Raw genomic sequence first — 16,397 nt, forward strand, 5'->3', positions numbered from 1 at the left:
GCAATTCTTGCATAGCTGGCTGGAAGGCTTAGATTAGCTCTGACATTTCAGCGCCTCCGCGGCGCCTTCCCAGGCACTTTCCGCGCCCGCGCTGCAACTCCCCCGAGAGAGAGGCACCGGTCAACATGCGCGCGCCCATCCATGCCAAGGTCGTCATCATCGGCTCCGGCCCCGCCGGCTACACGGCGGCGATCTACGCCGCGCGTGCGATGCTCGAGCCGATCCTGATCCAGGGCATCCAGCCGGGCGGCCAGCTCACCATCACCACCGACGTCGAGAACTATCCGGGCTTCGCCGACGTGATCCAGGGCCCGTGGCTGATGGAGCAGATGGAGAAGCAGGCGGTGCATGTCGGCACCAAGATCGTCTCCGACCTCGTCACCAAGCTGGAGACCGCGCAGCGGCCGTTCCGCCTCACCTGCGATAGCGGTGACGTCTATCTCGCCGACACCGTGATCCTCGCGACCGGCGCGCAAGCGCGCTGGCTCGGGCTGCCGTCGGAAGCGAAGTTCCAGGGTGGCGGCGTGTCGGCCTGCGCCACCTGCGATGGCTTCTTCTATCGCAGCAAGAACGTCGTGGTGGTCGGCGGCGGCAACACTGCAGTCGAGGAGGCCCTGTACCTCACCAACCATGCCTCGCAGGTCACCATCGTGCATCGTCGCGATCATTTCCGCGCCGAGCGCATCCTGCAGGAGCGTCTGTTCAAGCACCCGAAGATCAAGGTGATCTGGGACTCCGCCGTCGACGAGATCTGCGGCACCGAGAACCCGAACAAGGTCACCCATGTTCGCTTGAGGAACGTCAAGACCGGCGCGCTGACCGACGTGCCGACCGACGGCATCTTCATCGCCATCGGGCACGCACCCGCGACCGAGCTCGTCAAAGGACAGGTGAAACTGAAACCGTCGGGCTATGTCGAGGTCGCCCCCAACTCGACCGCCACCTCCGTGCCGGGCCTGTTCGCCGCAGGCGACGTTGCCGACGAGACCTATCGTCAGGCCGTGACAGCCGCCGGCCTCGGCTGCATGGCGGCACTGGAAGCCGAACGATACTTGGCCCTGCGCGCCAGCGAGCGCGCCGCAGCGGAATAGAGATCATGCCCAGATCACGCGACGGATTTACAGATATGGATTGGGACAAGCTGAAGGTGTTCCACGCTGCGGCGGAAGCGGGGAGCTTCACGCATGCCGGCGAACAGCTCGGCCTGTCGCAATCAGCGGTGTCACGCCAGGTCTCGGCGCTGGAGCAGGAGCTCTCGGTCTCCCTGTTTCACCGCCATGCCCGCGGCCTGATCCTCACCGAGCAGGGCGACCTGCTCTTCCGCACCGCGCATGACGTGTTCATGCAGCTTCAGGCGGCGCGCGCAAAACTCACCGACAGCCGCGAGCGGCCGAGTGGCGACCTCAAGATCACCACCACGCCCGGCGTCGGCATCAACTGGCTGATCCCGCGTCTCGGCGAGTTCACCGCGCTCTATCCGGAGATCAGGATCTCGCTGATCGTCACCGACGAGGAGCTCGACCTCTCGATGCGCGAGGCCGACGTCGCGATCCGCACCCGCAAGCCGACGCAGCCGGATCTCATCCAGCGCAAGCTTTTTGCGATGGGCTTCCATGCCTATTGCTCGCCGGAATACATCAAGCGCTTTGGCACGCCGCGGACGCTGGAGGAGCTCGATGCGCACCGCATCATTACGCTCTCGGACGGCAACTTCGCGCCGCATCTGCAGAACCGCAACTGGCTTGTCGAAGCCGCCCGCAACGGCAGCGGCCCGCGCGAGGCCTATTTCCGGGTCAACAACATCCTCGGCCTCGTGCGCGCCTGTCAGCAGGGACTCGGGATCGCGGCACTGCCGGACTATCTGGTCGAGGACCAGAGCCGCTTGGTGCAGCTCTTCGGCGAGTCGGATTCGATCCAGCTCGATACGTATTTTGTCTATCCGGAAGAGCTGAAAACCGTCGCGCGCGTGCAGGTGTTCCGCGACTTCGTGGTGAGCAAGGCGCAGCGCTGGCCGTCCTGATTTCCGCATGACTGACATGCGACCTCGGCGGTTGCTGCAAGGCGTCAGGCGAGCCCATACTGTTTTCACGCTGAGCTTTCGCGTTGCGCATTTGTCCCCCTCCTCCAGTGGCGCGAGCGTTCAGTAATCCCTCTTGGAAGGTGATTGTGTCGGCCTCACGTGGCCAATACCTAAGCCGGGCTCTTTCGGGCCCGGCTTTTTTTCTGTCGGATTCGGCCTTCGCTTTCCGCGCGTGTTGACAGTTCCGCGCAGCCCGCGCATCATTTGCCAATGATCACGAAGTCGTGCGCAGCCATCTCGAAAAAAGGCCCCCATCCGGGGCCTTGGGATATTTGCGCGCAGTAGCTACGTCGTCATCGCCGCATTCTCAAAACCCCGCCGTCTGGACGGGGTTTTTTCATGTGCCCTCCGTCGCAGACCAAACTGACAGGAGAAGGAACATGACCGATCTGCGACATCATTTGCGCGGCCTCTGGCTGCCGCTGGTCACGCCGTTTCGCGACGGCCGCCTCGACGAGACATCGCTCAAGCGGCTGACGCGCCACTACACGGCAGAGGCCGTCGACGGCTTCATCCTTGGCGCGACGTCGGGCGAAGGCATGACACTGCGGACCGCTGAGCTCGAACGCCTGGTCGCGACCGTGCGCGACGAGATGGCGGCCGCGCGCCGCAGCGTTCCGATTCTGCTGGGGCTGTCGGGCGCCGACACGCAGGCGATGCAGGACCGCCTCGACGAGAGCGCCGACTGGCCGATCGACGGCTATCTGATCGCAAGCCCCTATTATGTGCGGCCCTCGCAGCGCGGACTGCTGGCGCATTTCGAGCGGCTTGCCGATCACGCCGCCTGGCCGCTGGCGCTCTACAACATCCCCTATCGCACCGCCGTCAACATGACGAACCAGACGCTGCTCCGTCTTGCCGAGCATCCAAACATCGTCGGTCTGAAGGATTGCTGCGCGAGCCGCGACCAGACCATCGCCTTGCTGCGCGACCGTCCCAAGGGTTTTCGCGTGCTGACCGGCGAGGACGCCAACTACCATGAGGCGCTCAGCGACGGCGCCGACGGCGGCATTTTGCTTTCGGCCCATATCGAGACCGCAACCTTCGCCGCCGTGCAAAGCGAATTGAAGCGCGGCAATGCCGATGCCGCGCTTGCGCGCTGGCAGGAGGTCGCGGAGCTGACGCGGCTCTTGTTCACCGAGCCGAGCCCGGCGCCGGCAAAGTACTGGCTGTGGCGCACGGGCCTGATCGACAGCCCGGAGGTGCGCCTGCCGATGGTGGAGATCGGCAGCGAGCTCGCAGCGACGCTCGATCGCGAGATCGAGCGCAGGGTGAAGGTGGCGGCGTAGCGTTCTTCGATCCGATGCACGGTGCGCGCTTACCCTCCCCTGGAGGGGTCCGCGACGAGCGGAGCTCGCGCGAGGGTCGGCTCACATGGAGCGAAGCGTAATGTGAGACGGGGTGGGGTGATCTCTCAACACGGGCACTGCTCGATGTGGAGAGACCGTCACCCCACCCCGCTCGCGCTGCGCGCGATCGACCCACGAGCGAGCTACGCTCGTCTCGGACCCCTCCAGGGGAGGGTAAGAAGCACCGTGGTTAACCCCGCGTGAATCCCTATCGCATTGCCGCATGACGCATCCACGTCTCGTTTACGCATCGAGTCCTATCGTTTCCCCCGAGAATAAAAATCAGAGGGGGAAACCATGGGGCTTCGTCACCGCGACGGCATTGCGCAGAATTATGCGCCTGCCGATCTGCTGCAGGGAATCTTGGTGATTTCGTCGTTCGGCTTCTGGGCCGTGATGCTCGGCCTGATGCCGGTGCTGCTGTTTCGCGTCTGGCTCGCCGGCTGATACAGACGCTGCCGTGGTTAATCCGCGGTAGTGCTTGTGTTCAAATGCGAGCGAAATCGCGACCGGGATTTTAAGCCGGCGCTGGTATCACTGAGCCCATAAGCGAAGAAATCGCGGGGGCGATCGTGAATACAGAAGGTAATTTGGCGCCTGTCTATCAGGCCGCCGATCAGCAGGGCTTTACCACCGAGGACATTCTCTGGGCCGCCGGCATCTGGTCGGTGATTTTGACGCTGTCGCCGGTCATCGTGTTCTACGTGCTGATGGTGGCGTAGCCACCTCAACACTGGCAGAAACGCAAAACGCGCGGACGACCGCGCGTTTCCGCCGGGCAATGAAGAAATTGAAACTTACGCTGCCTGCTTGTGCATCGCGCCCGAGGCCGACACCGTGCCGCGGATCGCCTTGACCGAACGCTCGATCGCGGCCCACAGCCTTGCAATCTCCTGTGCCGCCCGGCTCTCGGCCTGATATTCGCGCGCGCCTTCGCCGTGGCTCAGTGCCATCAACAAATCCGAACGATTGGTGATCTGACCGCCCCACACCGGTGCGCGAAACTTCGTCAACGCCTCGCGGGCGATGGTGACGATCGGGCTTTCGGCTTCGTCGCGGCGTGCGGGTGCACCGTTCAGCACGACCGCGTAGGGCTTGCGCGCCGCACGGCACATCTGAATCGTTTCCTGCACCGCGTTGACGTCGAACACGCCGGGCCGCGCCGGGATGATCACCATCGTGGCGTTGCGGATCGCGTCGTCGACGACGGCCGAGAGATTCGGCGGCGTGTCGATCAACACCCACTCATAACCGTCGCGCTTGGCAGCGGAGACGATACCGCTGACAGAATTCACCGCGGCCTTGATCGGCGGTTCGTTGGTGCCGCGCAGCTTGTGCCACAGCGTCAAGGACCCCTGCGGATCCGCGTCGACGAGCAGGATAGGCTTGGTCGCCTTGATCTGCGCTGCGAGATGTGCGGCCAGGGTACTCTTGCCCGAGCCGCCCTTACGCGATGCGAAAACAATAACGTTCATACCTCTGGCCTCCAGATTGACCCCAGGTCACGAAAATGAATCAGCGCGCTGATTCGTGAAAGAAAAATTTACCGGGAGTTGCGTCGGCGCCACGAAATAACAGGCGTGTTGGCTTTTGAGTCACACTGTACCGCGCGAGGCAGACACAAACCGCCATGAATAGCCTGTCGGGCAGGCAATCGTGCGCTTTTTGAGCATCCGATTGGGCCGAAGCGGAACGCAACCTGCCCGAGCAAACCGATTTTCGACTCTTTTCCGTCCGATCCGCCTGGTAATTGCTGCAGACAACCGGCGGCTCGACGCGAACAAACAGAGTCCGTTGAGTCATTTTGACTCAGGCGAGGCCACACCGTCATGGCCGGGCATAGGCGTCCGAAGGACGGCGTCGCTTCCGCTCGCCTATGTCCCGGCTATCCGCGACCTTTCCCGCCGCACGAAGAACGTGGATGCCCGGGACATCTAGCGCGAAGACGCGCTTCGCGCTTCTGCCCGGGCATGACGGAGGGAGCGCAGTTTCAACTTGGGAACGGATCGATCCGCCAGAGCCTAACCTTCGGTCTTCGGCTTCTTCTTCTTGCTCGCGCTCGTCGTCTTCTTGGTTGCGACCGGCTTGGGCTTCTTCGCTGTTGCGACCGGCTTGATGTTGGTCGGCCGTCCCGCGGCCTCGCCCGGCTCGGGGCCGGGCCGGAAGTGGGCCCGGCACTGCGGCGAGAGCTGCGACTTCCTCTGGATCATGCAGGCGGTGATGGCGTCGACGTTCGGAATGAACTGGCCGCACAGCCGCATCGCGTCGGGCGTGCAGGCCTGCTCCTGCTCCGGCGTATAGGCATGGCTGGTCGCGGGCGGGATCAGAACGGTGAGCGCGGCCGCAAAGGCCGCGGCACAGGCAAAACTCCCCAAGCGGAACGCCGGCATCCATCCCCCCATCGCCAAAGTCGAATCAAATGATGGGCGAACGCCTGCGGCTTGGCAAGGCAAGGTGGTGACGACATTTCGCCCCTGTGCGCTCCGGGCAACAGGGCGCCCGACCGTGCTCTAGCGGAAGACCAGCCAGACCAAGGGCACCAAAAGGCTGAGACTGACGCTGCCTGCGAGCAGCCCGCGGCCGATCTTGCCCAGCATGGACAACTGCGAGGGATCGCGATCGGGCAGCAGGTCGAGCCAGCGGCGGAAGCGGGAGAGCAGCCATCCGAGCAGATCAAGCAGCCAAAGGGTCAGGCGGAAGACAGCTTCGATCAGCCTCAGTACGAGTTCGATGACGACGTCAGCCGCTTCGAAGACGACCTCGAACAACTCCATACCCAACCCGCAACCGCTGTCGCCCGGTCCACTCCCGATGACTTGGGCACCGGGACGGCCCGCCGGGAGTAGCATGCCGGGCACAACTCCGTGATATCAGGGGTAAACCCTTGGCAGCGCTGGCGAGATCAGGTTCGGCCTTCCGGCTCGCAGGCCCCTCAAACAAAAACATCGAAACAACCCCATGCAAAGTAGCCGGCGGGGCCCGCGCCGTCAGTTGCTGATTTTACGAAATTCGGTTGACACGTCGGGCAAATCGGGTACATAATGCCATCATCGGTGGCGCGGGGGTTCGTCGGCTGGTATCGCCATGAAATGAGGGCCGCATGGCCACTGTGTTGATCGTCGCGCCGGTGTTTGCCCTGATCGCGGCCGGCTATGCGTCGGTGCTGTTTCGCTTCGTCTCCGAGACCGCGCACAAGGGCATCTCCGAATTCGCCTTCAGCATCGCCATCCCTGCCCTGCTCTTCCGCACCATCGTCGTGTCGGAATTCCCCGATGTCAGCCCCTGGCGGATGTGGGGCGCCTATTACGGCGCGCTCGCCATCACCTGGATCGCGGCGCTGGCGCTCTCGGCCCTGCTGCGCGCGCGGCGCGAGGATCGCGAGGACGGCGTCGTGTTCGCGATCGGCTCGGTCTACGGCAACATCGTGATGCTCGGCATTCCCTTGACGCTCTCTGCGCTCGGCAGCCAGGCCGCCGGTCCCCTAGCCCTCATCCTGTCGGTCAACACGCCGCTACTCTGGCTCTGCGGCACGCTGCAGATGGAATGGGTCGACCGCAGGCAGACCGGCTCGGCCGTGTCGATCATCGGGCCGGTGATTTTGGATCTCGCGCGCAACCCGATCATGCTGGCGATCGGTTTTGGCGTCGTCTGGCGCTTCACCGGTCTTGGTCTCAATCCCATCGTCGACAAGACGATCGAGCTGCTGGCGCAGGCGGGTTCGCCGGCGGCGCTGATCGCGCTCGGCATCAACCTGTTCCGCTTCGAGGTGAAGGGCGAAAGACTGACCGTCGTCGCGATGTGCGCACTCAAGCTGCTGGCGATGCCGGCGGCCGCCTTCGTGCTGGCAAAACTGTTGAACCTGCCGCCGACCGCGGCCGGCGTCGTCGTGCTGCTCGCGGCCATGCCGACCGGCGCCAACGCCTACATCTTTGCGGTTCAGTATCAACGGCTGGTGAACCCGGTGTCGGGCGCGGTTGCGCTGGGCACGCTGCTGGCGGCAGCGACGCTGCCGGTGGTGGTGGTGATCGTGGCGGGGGTGCACTGAGGCGCGACGGCCGCTCGGTCATCCGGGTGCATCGGAGCGAGGTGCCGGCCGGCGCAGGCGCAGGATCAAGCGGATCGCCAGCCAGAGCATGAGAGCGACGAGCGCGAAGGCCGCGACCGGCGCGGCCAAAGCAAGAATTGAAACGAGGAGCGCACCGCCCAGTTCGGCGGTCGCGACCGTCGAGTTGCCGAGGCCGGCCGTCATCACCGTCGATTTGGCGCGCACCGCCGCGGTGACGCCGTGCACGATTCCGGCCGTGCCGCCACCGGCGACGATGGCGGCGGTCCATTTCATCATCGGCGGCAGGTCTGCCATCGTCGCCGCCGACAAAATGGCACCGGCGATCATGGCGAAGGGCGCGGCGATGACATCGAGCAGATTGTCCACGCCGGGAATGAAATAGGCGCCGACTTCCACGAGCGCCGCCACGCCCAGCATCAGCATCGCGGCGGGTGTTCCGAGCCACGCAAAACCGTCGCCCAGCGGAAGCGTACCGGTATAGGCCGCCACGCTAGCAACCAGCATCGGCAAAAACACGCGAAAACCCGTCGCGGCCGCAAGGCCGACACCGAGCGCGATCGACAACACGAGATCGGAGTTCGACATGAGATCCCCAATCGGACGATAGGACGCGACCATCCTAGCGGGTCGACGCCCGATTTCCGAGATGTGCCATGGTGCCGGGCACGCTCCTGGCGGCGGCGATGTTGCCGGTGGTGGTGGTGATCGTGGCGGGGTGAGCCCCCTATTATGATTTTGCCTTCGCACGCAAAGGTCGCTATTTTGCGATGGTACCATCACGGGAGGCGGCTATGGGGAATCGCGAGGAAATGCTCGACGTCATCAAGCGCGCTTACGCCGCGCGCGGCGACGGTGATTTGGAGGGCCTGGTTGCAGCTTTTCATCCCCAAGGCTCGTTCAACTTGGTGGGCGACAGAAGCGCGCTCCACCTGACAGGAAGTGTGGAGGGGCACCCGACCCTGCGTGAGGCCTTCGGTCAATTCATCGCCCATTTCGATTTCCAGAAGCGCGAGATCCTGACCGAGCTGGTCGACGGAAATCGCGTTGCAGTCCAGTCCCGAATGGTCATCCGACATAATCCAAGCGGGAAGGTTTTCAGCACCGAGATTTTGGACCTGTTCAAGTTTCAGGATGGCAAGATCGTCGAGCTGGTCGAGTTTGCGGACACTGCGCTGGTCAAGGCCATCATCTCCTGACGCGCGATGGGTCTGGATTGAATCGCGCCAGGGAGGCGAGAAGCTCAGCAGCGGCCTGGTGTGAGCGCTCAAACTTGCTGGCGATGCCGGCGGTCGCCTTCGTATGGCCGGCGTCGTCGTGCTGCTCGCGGCCATGCCGACCGGCGCCAACGCCTACATCTTTGCGGTTCAGTATCAGCGGCTGGTGAACCCGGTGTCGGCCGCGGTGGTGCTGGGCACGCTGCTGGCGGCAGCGACGTTGCCGGTGGTGGTGGTGATCGTAGCGGGGGTGCCATAGCTCCGTGAGCGCATGACAACTGAATCTCACCTGCGAAGGAGCATCATTTTACCCATCCTGGCCCGTAAGTTTCGGCAAGTCTTGAGTTTTCCGCTATAGACTTGCGGGCGGACTTGCTCCCGGACTGCTCTCACGCGAAATTTGCTCGTCCTATCGAAAACACCTTTGGGGGAGGGTGCGAATTGGTCGACAAGCGAAAACTTGAGGACGTCAGTCGCCACATAGGAGAGGCTGTTCTCGATCCTCAGCAGTGGTCGACGCTGATGGAGGATATTTGCAAAGCCGTCGGCGCAACAGGCGCCGCAATGCTTCAGAGCGACATCCGAACCGAAGACATTCCGCGGACCGCGTCCGTCGCGGAATTCTTCGACAAGGGCTATTTTCAGAACAACTTGCACGTGGGTGACGTCCGCGCAAAACGAGGCGTGCCGCTGCTGCTGACCAGGACGAATGTGGTCACGGACGCGGACCTGTTCAGATCCGAAACCGAAATGCTGCGGGATCCTCTTTACGCCGCGCTTGGCGAGTGGGGGCTGAAATGGTTTGCGGCGGTTGGTTTCCGCGCAGGCCCGGCGCTCTGGGGTCTCACGATCCAGAGACCCCCTCAACAAGGTATGTTCGACGGCGATGAAGTCGCTATCCTGTCACAGCTTTCGTCGCGGCTGACCGAGGCTGCGACGCTCTCGACCGCCGTCGGTCGAACGGCCATTGCGAGTCTTACGAACGCGCTCGATCTGATGGAGCGGCCGGCGCTTGCGATCGACCGCCGCGGCGGCCTGCTTGGGATCAACAACAAGGCTGAAACCTATCTCGGTCGTGAATTGGTCGTTCGCGGCGGTCGGCTCTCGCTGACCGACAAGGATGCGAATACCGAGCTGATCCGACGGACAGATCAACTCCGGCTCATGTCGGATCTGCAAGCCGCACGTCTTTCGCCCGTGGTGATCAATCGCACGTCACGAAGGCCGCTGGTGCTGCAGCTCCTGCCCGTCCCGCCGGCCGCACGGAGCCCGTTTCTGGGCGCGCGCGCTATTCTCGTGCTCAAGGACCTGGAGAGGTCCGCCACGTTCAGCCAGGAGCTGATCGTCAAGCTCTTCAACCTCACCCCGGCACAAGCCAGGCTCGGCATCCGTGTCGCCAATGGCGCCTCGCTGGAAGAGGCTGCAGCCGAATTGGGAGTGGCCCTGGAAACCGCGCGAAATCACCTAAAAGCTATTTTTGCGAAGACCGACACCCACCGACAGGGAGAGCTGATCGCCCTCCTCAACAAGATCGCAAAGTAGGCCAGCGATCATCGGTTACGATTGTTTAACTGACACGCCCGACCATAGTCGGCTGAGCAAGCTGTCATTGACGCTCGGAAAAAGAAGCATGGCCCGCTCGATCCGAATTGATTTCGAGATACCAACAGCACCGGGGTTGGACCAAAATTTGGCCATACACGATTTGCGCAACTTCGCTGAAGAGCTGAGCTTGACACTGGGCGAACTAGGCCATTTGCCGATGGAGCAGGCCGATGCTGCAACAGACAGCGTAACGATCAGTGATATCAAGACGAGGAATGTTCGTCGCTGCCGCGAGCACGTTGAGGGACTACTCGAAAAGTACCACATCCGCGCAAACGTTATCGATCAGCCGCCGAATGCGATATGAGCTGCGCTGACATGCGCAAAATTTCCACTTAGGGTCAAAGGCCGAAGAACTCAGGGCGAGCGCAACTGGTCTGCTTCACCCCTGTTCGCAAGCCACGCGCTCCATCCGTGTGTCGGGAATGGTCACGCCCCGCTTGGTGGTCGAGCCCGAGCCAACAACTACAAATCCATGACGGTCATAGAACTCTTCTGCCCCGAGCACAGACTTCACGATCGAAATGATCGCCCCCCTCCGCGTGGCATCCTCAAGACATGCGGACAGGAGAACCGACCCTACGCCGCGACGCTGGAAATCGGGATGCACGAAGAGCGAGAGCAACTCGTCCTCTTGCCAACAGGCATAACCGATCACCTGCCCAGCATCGTCGGCGACGAAAAAGCGTTCGCCGGCTGCCGCTGCCCGGAGATAGCCCTGAGGCGTCCGACCTGCCATCCATGCCTCAATCTGCGCGCGGGTATAGCGGCCCAATAGCGTGCGTTCGAGGCACATGCCGTGGATGGCGTGAATTGCGTCAGCATCGCTCGGCGCCATGACGCGGACTATCATTGCAGGGCCCCTTACCAAAAGTTCGTAGATTAACAATCTCCCTGCAAAGTTGATGCTAGTCAAATCCTAAACCGGAACACTGCGAGCAAACTCAGCACTCTTATGGCCAAGACGATCGAACTCCTGGCGCAGGCGGGTTCGCCGGCCGCGCTGATCGCGCTCGGCATCAACCTGTTCCGCTTCGAGGTGAAGGGCGAAAAGCTCACCGTCGTCGCGATGTGCGCGCTCAAGCTCTCGGAGATGCCGGCGGTCGCGTTCGTGCTGGCAAAGCTGTTGAACCTGCCGCCGCTAGCTGCCGGCCGTCGTCGTGCTGCTCGCGCCGATGCCGACCGGCGCGAACGCCTACATCTTTGCGGTCCAGTATCAGCGGCTGGTGAACCCGGTGTCGGGCGCGGTGGCGCTGGGCACGCTGCCGGCGGCGGCAACGTTGCCGGCGGTGGTGGTGATCGTTGCGGAATCGTAGCGTCGCATCGCGACGCGAAGCCAATTTGCATCGGTCAAGTTCTTCTCGCGCTGACCTCCGCCCGCTCTGCAGCGCACTACGGACTTCACGCGAACATCGCGCTAGCTCCGAGAACGGCCACGAACGGACATCGCTCATATGATTTGAGAGAGGCCGCCAACCGAGGCGGCAGCGGACCCATACGTTCTTAAAGGATCATCCCAGTCTCACTGGGGATAAAAGCCTGAGGCTATTAAGCCCGGAACTCCATCGATCGTCACTTTGCTCACATAGGCCCATTTCTGCGACGGCTCGGTTTGTCCGGGCTTGGGAAACATATAGTCGACCCATCCCGATCCCTTAGTTTCGGCCGTTTTGATAATTTCGTTATGGAACAGCTTGCCCTTGGCGTCCTTCTGACCGCTCACGTTGGTCCCTTCGCGCATCGGAAAAGCGGGATTGAGCAATACGTTGCCCTTCAAATCGTAGGCGAACAAATATGTCGCGCCGTGAAACCACTCGCTGTCTTTTTTTCTGAACTCGGTAAAAGCTGCCTTGCCATCTTTATCGACCAGCACCGCAGCCTTATCGACCAGCGCTTTGGTTTGTTTTGCTTGCTCTGAAAGCGGTGGAGCATCTTGGGAAATTGCCGGCGAAGCAGCCGCAAGCAATGCAGCAATTATGAAGCCGATGGCTGGAGCCTTCGTGTTCATCGCGATCTCCCGATCATAGTTGGCAAAAAAGTTGCCAATTGGAGTTGGACTATCGCCCCCTTTCGTGACGAATAAGACGATACTGCCGAGGAGGCATCTTGAGAAGCCGCTCCAACTGAGCACGGTGCGAGGCAAGCGTCATGTCCGCGTCGACGACGGACACAGGCAACAACATTAAACTTTTGCAATGGTTGAGATTGAGGCTGGACGCACTGAACCTCTGGTCAGACTGTGCAAGATCAGTATCAACGGCTGGCGAACCCGGCGTCGGGCGCGGTGGCGCTCGGCACGCTGCTGGCGGCGGCGACGTTGCCGGTGGTGGTGATCGTGGCTGGATGGTAGTACCGCATCGCGAGCGCGAAGCCAATTTGCTTCGGTCAAGTTCTTCTCGCGCTGGCCTACTGCAGCGCGCTACGGACTTCACGCGAACATCGCGCCACGTCCGAGAAGGGCCACTTCCAGACTGATGCATTGCAGCAATCAGGAGTCTCTATTCGATCACCTCGTCGGCGCGGGCGAGCAAAGATGGCGGCACGTCGAGGCCAAGCGCTTTGGCGGTCTTGAGGTTGATGATCAGCTCGAAACTCGTCGGTTGCTCGATTGGAATGTCAGCGGGCTTTGCGCCCTCTAAGATCCTGACGATCATTTCAGTTTGTCTGCGAACGAGGTTCTTGAGCTTACTGCCGTAGGACACGATTGCGCCATGCTCAGCGAACTCGCGGAATGTTGCTATCACGGCAATTCGATGTATGGAGGCGAGGGCGACCAACCTTTCCCTTTTTGCAAACAACAGCGCATCGGTCGCGAGGATTATTGCGCGTGCTCTCTGTTTTTCAATATCGGCAAAGGCGAACTCGATCTCTTCGGGCCGCCGTACTCGCATCGATGACACTTCAATTCCCAGCCCCCCAGCCGCGCGTGTCAACTCCTCTGCTGATTTGAGGGTGTAGATCGCATCGGGATTGTACAGGACACCGACGCGTCGTTCTCCAGGGAACAGCTCCAGAAACAGCTCGAGATGTTTCGTCGCCAGATCGGGGGTCTGGCAGGTCACCCCCGTCAAATTGCCACCCGGCTTCGCTAGGCTGGTGGCCAACAGCTCGATCCCGCAGCCGACTCCGACAACGGGGACATTCCGAGTCACTTGTGTGGCCGCTGCGGCTAGTTGATAGCCACTCGTCCCCAGCACTTCGGCATCCGCTTCCAGCAATTCCGTGAAGAGGCGCGGCCCTTGCTCGAACCGTCCCTCTGCATACCGCATATCTATTCTCAGGTTCTTACCCTCGCGGTATCCAAGGTCGGCATAAGTACGGCGTGCGATTTCCCTAAGTTCGCGCGTGTTCTCTTCGTTTCCAGTGGCAACATAGCCCACGCGGCGGACCTTCGAACTTTGTTGCGCTTCGACAGTATGAATGGCCCAGAGCGAGAGGATTATGACCAGCAAAATATGGCCAAGCCGCCAACCCTGAAAACTAATCGACTTGTTCATTCGATCACCTCGTCAGCGCGGGCGAGCAACGAAGGTGGGACGGTGAGACCGATAGCTTTGGCCTTCTTGAGGTTGATGACGAGCTCAAATTTCGTGGCGCCGCTTTCACCCCACGCAGTGGACGATCGCAGCGGGCACGGTTAGCAGAGGCTCGCGACGCCTCATATGCCCGAACCGCAGGCATTGGTGACGGCGAGACTATAGCACCCTGAGTGGGATGCGGGTGGGCTTTCAGACTCGTTGTTGGGCGAGTCCGCTCAGGGTCCACAAGCAGACCCAGGCGCCGCAGCAAAAAGTACCTTATTCGAACACCTCGTCGGCTCGGGCCAGCAATGTCGGTGAGATCGCCAGGCCGAGCGCTTGCGCCGTTTTCAGATTGATCGCCACCTGGAATTTTGTGGGCTGCTCCACCGGTAGATCGGCGGGCTTGGCGCCCTTGAGGATCTTGTCGACGTAGAACGCGGCGCGCTGGTAAAGTTCCGGAAAATTGGCAGCCATGGAGACCAAGCCCCCTGCCGCCGTGGCATCCCGGCTACCCGACATGTACGCCAGCCGGTGCTTGGCCGCGAGCTCTACAAGGATCACCTGGTGTGGATCGAAGAACGGCACGACGATCACCGCTTGCGCCTCCGCCTTAGCCATGGTCGCGAAGGCGCTTCGGAACTCGCTGGGGCCCGGGATCAGTATCGGCTCAAACCGGAGGCCAGCTCTTGTGACCGCCAAACGCAGGTCCTCTACGAAGGGTCCGCTATACGGGGTTGTGGTCAGGGTCGCGGCGAGAACTGCGATGCAGCGAAGGTTCGGAATGAGTTCGCGGAGGAGCTCCACGCGCTTGCCTCCGATCTCAGCATCCATTCCTGATAGACCCGTGACGTTTCCACCAGGCCGAGCCAAGCTATCGATGACGCCCAACTGTAAGGGCGCGCCGTGCGGAGCCATGACAATCGGGATTGTTCGCGTGGCTGCCATGGCGGCCGAAACCGCTTGCGCATAATGCGCAACGATGACATCGGGGCTCAGTCGGACAAGTTCCTCGGCGTACTCCCTGGCACGATCGCTTCGCAAATCGGTATAGCGAAACTCGACCTTGATGTTTTCACCATCCGAGTAGCCGAGGGCGTGCAGACCGCGCCAGAATGCATCGGCGAACGGATGAGGTGGTGACGCGGACACCAGCACTCCAACAAAGGGGAATTTTCGTGGTCGTTGCGCGCGCGCCCCGAGCGGCCACGCCGTAGCCATTCCGCCGAGCAGCGTAAGGAACTCCCGTCGCCTCATGGGTATTCCCTGCATGCGAGGATGACACACCTTACCACGCCGTCGAAAAGACGTGTCGTGCATCACAGCATTTTGGCCCACCCGACTTCCGCAATGGGGCCATGACCGGTCTCTGGCATCCGGTGCCTGGTAAGTCGCAAGGACACCGCAATCCCACCGCTAATTTCGATTCAAGCAGACCTGAGGTTGGTATAAGATCACGGATCGCGAAACGCGGGTCCGGTCCCCCGTTTCAGGAATTACCGGCGGAATCGTGGACCTGACGGCGTCTGTCGGTCGGCTCACTTGGTGGCGCCTATGGCGAAGGCGAGATACTTCGAGATCGGCGTGGCCTGCCTCGAAATCATCGCGGTGCTGCTTGCGATCCTTGTGGCAGTGTACGTCTCCATCTGGATCGGCCTTCTCCTGCTCGTGCCGCTCCTCCTGGGACTGATCTCGCTGATTTGCAACTACGATGCCTGGGTCGTGCGACGGCTATCGACGCAAGACCACCCGCTGATATTGCCCCTGTGCAAGACTGGATTCGTGGGCAGGTACCGGCGAATGCTCAGGCTACTGCCATCGGACCCGCGATGCAGGTTCTGCATGGTGCCGTTCGGTGGCGTCGGCAAAGTGATCGGCATCAGACCGTCGGCGGCGAACCCACACTACTGCCGGAGCTGCTTCGAGGCCCTGCCGACAACAACCCACGAACTGGAAGTTGGAGTGCTTTTCGCGGACCTGCGTGGGTTCACCTCGTGGTCCGAGACCCACAGCTCGAGCGACGCGGCCGACCTGGTGAGCCGCTTCTATGCGAGCGCCAATCGCGTGCTGACCTCCGATGACGCCTTCGTTGACTTCATCGGGGACCAGGTGATGGCCATCTACGTCGTGGATATGCCCTCGCTCGGCGCGAGAACCGCGGACATCATGCTCGCAGCGACGAGACGGCTGGTCGACGCGGTGCGGCAGGGCGCGGAGTCGTTGCCGGTTGGCGCCGGAATGCACATGGGCAAGGCGCAAGTCGGCTCGCTGGCCACGGGAGAGGCGAAGAATTTTACTGCTATCGGGGACGTGGTGAACACGGCTGCACGCCTGCAGAGTGCGGCCCGAGCCAACGAGATCCTGGTTTCGGAGAAGGTTTACTGCGCGCTTTCCGGGGAGAAGCCCCAGGCGGACCGCACCACCCTGGGCCTGAAGGGAAAAGCCGAGCTATTGACCGCCTTCATCTTGCGCTAGCTCCGCCGCTTGGCCGAGTGTGGGAAGCGCCGCGCGGCTGCAATTGCTATGGCTCCTTTGGGCCAATCTCGACAGTTCTTGCAGTTGGCC

Annotated in this window: 20 protein-coding genes and 1 pseudogene; 13 read left to right on the forward strand and 8 right to left on the reverse strand. The window is 61.9% G+C overall.

Going from position 1 to position 16,397, the window contains the following annotated elements:
* Positions 1 to 125 precede the first annotated feature (125 nt).
* From trxB to KUF59_RS39025, 5 genes are all read left to right on the forward strand, one after another.
* Entirely contained in the window at positions 126 to 1,091 is a 966-nt protein-coding gene (gene trxB, locus KUF59_RS39005) for a thioredoxin-disulfide reductase (protein ID WP_212458534.1), read from the forward strand.
* 5 nt (positions 1,092 to 1,096) lie between these two features.
* The gene (locus KUF59_RS39010) at positions 1,097 to 2,020 is read left to right on the forward strand and encodes a LysR family transcriptional regulator (protein WP_212402277.1); all 924 of its coding nucleotides are present in this window, start codon (positions 1,097 to 1,099) and stop codon (positions 2,018 to 2,020) included.
* A gap of 440 nt (positions 2,021 to 2,460) precedes the next feature.
* Positions 2,461 to 3,369 (forward strand): 4-hydroxy-tetrahydrodipicolinate synthase family protein, encoded by a 909-nt coding sequence (locus tag KUF59_RS39015; RefSeq protein ID WP_212458532.1) that lies wholly within the window; start codon positions 2,461 to 2,463, stop codon positions 3,367 to 3,369.
* Between the two features lie 357 nt (positions 3,370 to 3,726).
* Positions 3,727 to 3,876, forward strand: coding sequence for a hypothetical protein (locus tag KUF59_RS39020; protein ID WP_212458531.1), 150 nt, complete (start codon positions 3,727 to 3,729; stop codon positions 3,874 to 3,876).
* Between the two features lie 125 nt (positions 3,877 to 4,001).
* Positions 4,002 to 4,151: a hypothetical protein gene (locus KUF59_RS39025; RefSeq protein ID WP_212458530.1), complete on the forward strand. Its 150-nt coding sequence runs from the start codon at positions 4,002 to 4,004 to the stop codon at positions 4,149 to 4,151.
* A gap of 75 nt (positions 4,152 to 4,226) precedes the next feature.
* Here the strand turns inward: KUF59_RS39025 and KUF59_RS39030 are convergent, their stop codons facing one another.
* From KUF59_RS39030 to KUF59_RS39040, 3 genes are all read right to left on the reverse strand, one after another.
* A complete protein-coding gene (locus KUF59_RS39030) occupies positions 4,227 to 4,904 on the reverse strand; it encodes a ParA family protein (protein ID WP_212458529.1) in 678 nt (225 codons plus the stop codon).
* A gap of 546 nt (positions 4,905 to 5,450) precedes the next feature.
* Complete coding sequence (locus tag KUF59_RS39035) at positions 5,451 to 5,819, reverse strand: hypothetical protein (protein WP_212458528.1); 369 nt, start codon at positions 5,817 to 5,819, stop codon at positions 5,451 to 5,453.
* Positions 5,820 to 5,939: 120 nt separating this feature from the next.
* Complete coding sequence (locus KUF59_RS39040) at positions 5,940 to 6,203, reverse strand: hypothetical protein (RefSeq protein ID WP_212458527.1); 264 nt, start codon at positions 6,201 to 6,203, stop codon at positions 5,940 to 5,942.
* A gap of 326 nt (positions 6,204 to 6,529) precedes the next feature.
* On the opposite strand from KUF59_RS39040, the gene KUF59_RS39045 reads away from it, so the two are divergent.
* A complete protein-coding gene (locus tag KUF59_RS39045) occupies positions 6,530 to 7,474 on the forward strand; it encodes an AEC family transporter (RefSeq protein ID WP_212458526.1) in 945 nt (314 codons plus the stop codon).
* An 18-nt stretch (positions 7,475 to 7,492) separates the two neighbouring features.
* On the opposite strand, the gene KUF59_RS39050 is transcribed toward KUF59_RS39045, so the two are convergent.
* Positions 7,493 to 8,080, reverse strand: coding sequence for a DUF4126 domain-containing protein (locus KUF59_RS39050; protein WP_212458525.1), 588 nt, complete (start codon positions 8,078 to 8,080; stop codon positions 7,493 to 7,495).
* A gap of 224 nt (positions 8,081 to 8,304) precedes the next feature.
* On the opposite strand from KUF59_RS39050, the gene KUF59_RS39055 reads away from it, so the two are divergent.
* The 4 genes from KUF59_RS39055 to KUF59_RS39070 all read left to right on the forward strand — a co-directional run bounded on the left by KUF59_RS39055 (position 8,305) and on the right by KUF59_RS39070 (position 10,621).
* The gene (locus KUF59_RS39055; RefSeq protein WP_258767925.1) at positions 8,305 to 8,691 is read left to right on the forward strand and encodes a nuclear transport factor 2 family protein; all 387 of its coding nucleotides are present in this window, start codon (positions 8,305 to 8,307) and stop codon (positions 8,689 to 8,691) included.
* Between the two features lie 103 nt (positions 8,692 to 8,794).
* Positions 8,795 to 8,968: a hypothetical protein gene (locus KUF59_RS39060; protein WP_249140316.1), complete on the forward strand. Its 174-nt coding sequence runs from the start codon at positions 8,795 to 8,797 to the stop codon at positions 8,966 to 8,968.
* 113 nt (positions 8,969 to 9,081) lie between these two features.
* Positions 9,082 to 10,251 carry a helix-turn-helix transcriptional regulator gene (locus tag KUF59_RS39065; protein WP_258767928.1) on the forward strand — a complete coding sequence of 390 codons (1,170 nt, stop codon included), beginning with the start codon at positions 9,082 to 9,084 and terminating at the stop codon, positions 10,249 to 10,251.
* A gap of 88 nt (positions 10,252 to 10,339) precedes the next feature.
* Complete coding sequence (locus KUF59_RS39070; RefSeq protein WP_212458522.1) at positions 10,340 to 10,621, forward strand: hypothetical protein; 282 nt, start codon at positions 10,340 to 10,342, stop codon at positions 10,619 to 10,621.
* A 75-nt stretch (positions 10,622 to 10,696) separates the two neighbouring features.
* Here the strand turns inward: KUF59_RS39070 and KUF59_RS39075 are convergent, their stop codons facing one another.
* Positions 10,697 to 11,167, reverse strand: coding sequence for a GNAT family N-acetyltransferase (locus KUF59_RS39075; RefSeq protein ID WP_212458521.1), 471 nt, complete (start codon positions 11,165 to 11,167; stop codon positions 10,697 to 10,699).
* A 102-nt stretch (positions 11,168 to 11,269) separates the two neighbouring features.
* On the opposite strand from KUF59_RS39075, the pseudogene KUF59_RS44475 reads away from it, so the two are divergent.
* Together KUF59_RS44475 and KUF59_RS39080 are read left to right on the forward strand one after the other, a co-directional pair.
* Positions 11,270 to 11,398: pseudogene (locus KUF59_RS44475) on the forward strand (AEC family transporter); the annotation flags it as partial.
* 76 nt (positions 11,399 to 11,474) lie between these two features.
* Complete coding sequence (locus KUF59_RS39080; RefSeq protein WP_258767930.1) at positions 11,475 to 11,630, forward strand: hypothetical protein; 156 nt, start codon at positions 11,475 to 11,477, stop codon at positions 11,628 to 11,630.
* A gap of 206 nt (positions 11,631 to 11,836) precedes the next feature.
* Here the strand turns inward: KUF59_RS39080 and KUF59_RS39085 are convergent, their stop codons facing one another.
* The 3 genes from KUF59_RS39085 to KUF59_RS39095 form a co-directional block, all read right to left on the reverse strand.
* Complete coding sequence (locus KUF59_RS39085) at positions 11,837 to 12,322, reverse strand: cache domain-containing protein (protein ID WP_212458520.1); 486 nt, start codon at positions 12,320 to 12,322, stop codon at positions 11,837 to 11,839.
* Positions 12,323 to 12,812: 490 nt separating this feature from the next.
* The gene (locus KUF59_RS39090) at positions 12,813 to 13,811 is read right to left on the reverse strand and encodes an ABC transporter substrate-binding protein (protein ID WP_212458519.1); all 999 of its coding nucleotides are present in this window, start codon (positions 13,809 to 13,811) and stop codon (positions 12,813 to 12,815) included.
* A gap of 300 nt (positions 13,812 to 14,111) precedes the next feature.
* The gene (locus tag KUF59_RS39095; RefSeq protein ID WP_258767932.1) at positions 14,112 to 15,089 is read right to left on the reverse strand and encodes an ABC transporter substrate-binding protein; all 978 of its coding nucleotides are present in this window, start codon (positions 15,087 to 15,089) and stop codon (positions 14,112 to 14,114) included.
* A 297-nt stretch (positions 15,090 to 15,386) separates the two neighbouring features.
* On the opposite strand from KUF59_RS39095, the gene KUF59_RS39100 reads away from it, so the two are divergent.
* Positions 15,387 to 16,307, forward strand: coding sequence for an adenylate/guanylate cyclase domain-containing protein (locus tag KUF59_RS39100; protein ID WP_212458517.1), 921 nt, complete (start codon positions 15,387 to 15,389; stop codon positions 16,305 to 16,307).
* Positions 16,308 to 16,397 lie beyond the last annotated feature (90 nt).

The organism is Bradyrhizobium arachidis, from assembly GCF_024758505.1.
Lineage (GTDB): Bacteria > Pseudomonadota > Alphaproteobacteria > Rhizobiales > Xanthobacteraceae > Bradyrhizobium > Bradyrhizobium manausense_C.